The organism is Gammaproteobacteria bacterium (assembly GCA_028819075.1).
Classification (GTDB): domain Bacteria; phylum Gemmatimonadota; class Gemmatimonadetes; order Longimicrobiales; family Gaopeijiaceae; genus BD2-11.
Genome location: JAPPMM010000041.1, coordinates 1 through 3,340 on the forward strand (window position 1 = coordinate 1; position 3,340 = coordinate 3,340).

At 66.3% G+C, this 3,340-nt stretch carries 5 protein-coding genes; 2 read left to right on the forward strand and 3 right to left on the reverse strand.

The genetic code is table 11. From position 1 onward, the window contains the following. Positions 1–1,011, reverse strand: a 1,011-nt coding sequence (locus OXU32_10330) for a PD-(D/E)XK nuclease family protein (GenBank protein MDE0074342.1), incomplete at its 3' end; no start/stop codon positions are given. On the opposite strand from OXU32_10330, the gene OXU32_10335 reads away from it, so the two are divergent. Then, positions 985–1,170 carry a hypothetical protein gene (locus OXU32_10335; protein ID MDE0074343.1) on the forward strand — a complete coding sequence of 62 codons (186 nt, stop codon included), beginning with the start codon at positions 985–987 and terminating at the stop codon, positions 1,168–1,170. The genes OXU32_10330 and OXU32_10335 overlap by 27 nt on opposite strands. Positions 1,171–2,099: 929 nt before the next feature. Here OXU32_10335 and OXU32_10340 read toward each other — a convergent pair. Both OXU32_10340 and OXU32_10345 read right to left on the reverse strand, forming a co-directional pair. Further along, the gene (locus tag OXU32_10340; GenBank protein MDE0074344.1) at positions 2,100–2,450 is read right to left on the reverse strand and encodes a type II toxin-antitoxin system PemK/MazF family toxin; all 351 of its coding nucleotides are present in this window, start codon (positions 2,448–2,450) and stop codon (positions 2,100–2,102) included. Continuing rightward, positions 2,428–2,628, reverse strand: coding sequence for a hypothetical protein (locus OXU32_10345; protein ID MDE0074345.1), 201 nt, complete (start codon positions 2,626–2,628; stop codon positions 2,428–2,430). The genes OXU32_10340 and OXU32_10345 overlap by 23 nt, the downstream gene beginning before the upstream one ends. A gap of 151 nt (positions 2,629–2,779) precedes the next feature. Here OXU32_10345 and OXU32_10350 point away from each other — a divergent pair. Beyond that, positions 2,780–3,340: hypothetical protein (locus OXU32_10350; protein MDE0074346.1), on the forward strand; the 561-nt coding region annotated here is incomplete at its 3' end.

The window sequence follows — 3,340 nt, forward strand, 5'->3', positions numbered from 1 at the left end:
CTCCGGCATCTCCTCCGAGAACCGCGCCTCGACCCTGTCCCTCAGGTGCTCCAGGAACCGTCGGCAAACATCGTGCTTCACTTCCGGCCACGCGCGGGCCACCGCGAACGCCGCGTGCAGGTGTTTCGGGGTCTCGTCGAGGTATTCGCAGATGTAGCGGGCTTCGGTATCGGTCATGGTCGATTCTCCGAAATGGTGCTGGCAGAACAGTTGCGCCTCTCTGAGGAACCATCTCAGGCGCTCGGCACCGCAGACCGTGGAGCAGGTTCCAAACCACTCCGCGAGTGAGGTGCCGTCACCGACAGCCGCGTCATCCGTGGCAGCCGCCCAATCGTGATCAGGTGGGTCGGCCCCGACAAACGCATGATCCTCACGAGAGGCAGCTTGCGCGTGCGCCTCGCCGCCCCCGTCGGAAGGATCGTCGCCAAGGGGCGGATCGTCGGCAACATAGGGCAGCACACGGAATTGGTTCTTCCAGCGCTCGCGATCCTTCCATGGAAGGCTGGATTCGTCGGGCATCCGGAAGCGCGGCGGCACATAGACCAGGAGGAAGCGACCGCGATACTCCCTGTCGAGGAACTTCAGATAATCCCTGCATTGTCTGTGTTGGTCGCCTGCGTAGGGCTTGTTCTCGAATGCGAGGCAGAAGTGTCCGTCGTCGGTCGGAATGTCCACCGTGATGTCGATGAACCGGCCCCCGGCCCCCCGTTCCTGCCTCACCCGGATCTTGTCGGCGGCGGTGGACCCAAGCCGACCCGCAAGCCGCTCAAGAGTCGCCGCTCTGCCGCCTCGGCCAGAAGCCGTGTGGCGGGACCGGCCTGAATCAGAAGCCTCTGGAGCCACCTCCAGCAGCGCCAGCATCGCTTCCAGAAAGGTCGTGCCCTGACCGTGCTCGCCGACCGGATCAAGCAGATCGGCGATGATCCGTGAGAGGCCGAGTTCGTCGTCACGGATGTAGCGGAAGGTGTTGAAACGGCGGGCGAGATGGCGGTCCAGTTCGCCCTCGACCATACGGGCCGCGTGCAGGTGCGGCGTCAACTCCTGAAGGAGACGAACGCACTCGCGCTGACGGCGCCGTCGAATCCCATCCACATCGTCCAGGAGACGAATGCAGTCCGCACTGCGCGCCTGCCGAACCTCGTCCAGATGGTGCAGCAGTCGGGATACTGAGTCGGGCGCTGCCGCTTCGGAGGTGTGTGTGGGTGATGTAGGTCGGGCAGGCCCTTGGCTCAAGGTGGCCTCCTTCCGGTGGTCGCGTTCGGCGAGCCGCCGTTGCCTCTGTGTGAGCGAACGCTGGTCAAGTCGGGGACGGATCGTTGGCCGATCTCACGGACGCCCGCGAATTGGTCTCAAGTCGCACGGAATCCCGTTTGGGAATGGGAATGTAATAGGTCCCCGCTCCCGACGGGGTTCGCGGATTGCAGGCTGTCGCCCGGATGGACGACGCACTTGCAGTGGTCGCCGTGCCGACGAGGGTCCGCCGTCCCCATGGGATGTCCCGGTTCCGAATCGGACGTGGCCGCTCCGGTCAATCCGACTTCCTCTACCCCGAGCCGGCGGAGCGCATGGCCTTCCCGCAAGGGATCTCTGGTTCGGGAGCAACCCCGGAGGCGGTGGCGAGTTGTGAAGACACACTCGCCGCTACGCCGCACCGAGCCTTCGGCGAGGGGGGTTGCTCCCGCCACGGCCCGTGTGGCCCGTCCGGCAACGGGCGGGCGGGCCGCATGGCCGCAGAACCTTGCGGGCGCGTCGGATGCGCGTCCCGCCGCCCTGTGAATCGCCGGAGGGCCAAAGTGTGAAATGACCCCTCGCGTCGTTTTCACACTCCAGTGCGGCCGTACCAGTCGGAGCGCCGGGACGCTGGGCGAACACGCTCCCGGTCCGCAGCTTGCCCGGCGGAAAATACGCACTCGGGACGAGGCTGCCTGCAACCTGTACGGTGCCTGCCCGGACCGGGTTTCGCCAGACGCGGAAGACCGAGCCGCCGATACGGCCGACCACCGGCGATACGGATCGAGGAAGGAGCTTCAGCAAGGTGTCTTCGGTGACCGCTTCGCGGGCTTCCAACGTGGTCGGCCCTTCGGGCCATGCCCACGGCCTCAGGCGAAGAACCCGCGCACCGTCCGCAGGACCTCCTCCATCTTCCCGGTCCGGAGAGCGCCGATCCACTTGACGACGAGCGTTGAGTGCATCGTGAACAGCTTGGTCGTCTTCACCATCGACGCCTTGGGGAGTCCACCCTCGGCGAAGTCGCCGCGCCGAAGACGAACGGCGTTCGGGTCATCCGTGATGTGCGAGGTGATGGCGGCCAGCACCAAGTCCCGTCCGGTCGCGTTGAAGGAATCCGGTGACAGAACCAAGGCGGGGCGTCTCTTGGATGAAGTGAGATCGGTGAAGGGGAAGGAGACGAGAACGATGTCGCCCTGCCTATAGGCTGTCGTAGACCGCATCCTCCTCGTTTTCCCAGAACTCGAAGCTGCGCTCCGAACCCTTGAGCCACGGTACGTCCGCCGCGAGCCGCTTCAACTCGCTCTCGGAGAAGACCCGATAGACCTCGCCCGGCGCGGGGCTCTCGACCTCCTCCAAGGGAGTGAACACCCCATCCTTGTATTTCGCCTTGATGCTCATGGTCATTGACTCTACCGGAGAACCGGGTTCGGCGCCACTTGGAGCGCAGGAGAAAGGTAAACCGTCGCGGAGTTCGCCCCGTCGTCGGATCGTCTCTAGTTTGACTGCCTTCAATCGTTGCCCTCGACCCCGAACCGCCAGCTCCCCGCCCATGCTCGACCATCTCGAACCCCGTCCCGTCACCGTCGGAGACCGCCGGGCCAAGCTCCATCTCGGGCGCGGCCCGCTTGCGCTCGAAGTCGTCATCGTCGCTTGGGACGGGCGGCCCCGGATTGCGGACCTCAGGGCCATGTTCCGGGCGCGGTCCGGGCGGCGTGCCGCGCCAGTGCTGATCGTGGTGCCGTGGGGAAACGGGTGCGCGGCGGTGTGCGGCCCCACCGAGCACAACCCGGTCGAGTATCGGAACCTGTCGGCCGATCAGGTCGAAGCCGTGTGCGGCAAGGCACTGGAGGCGGATGGACGGCACACGGCGATCCGGCTCCTTCACCGGCTGCTTCCCGCACTGGACGCGCCGATCCCGGGCCTCCGCAACGGCGGCCTATTCGCGATGCAGGAACTTGAGCGGGGGGTTCCGTCGCGCGGGGATTGGGCGCTCGCGGCCGAGGAGGCGCGCGGCGTGCGGACGCTCCGTGGCCGCGCGTTGATCGCGGGTCTTGGATTCGCCACCGAGGAGCTTCCCGGACCGGCGATGCTGCTGCTGGCCGGGGACCGC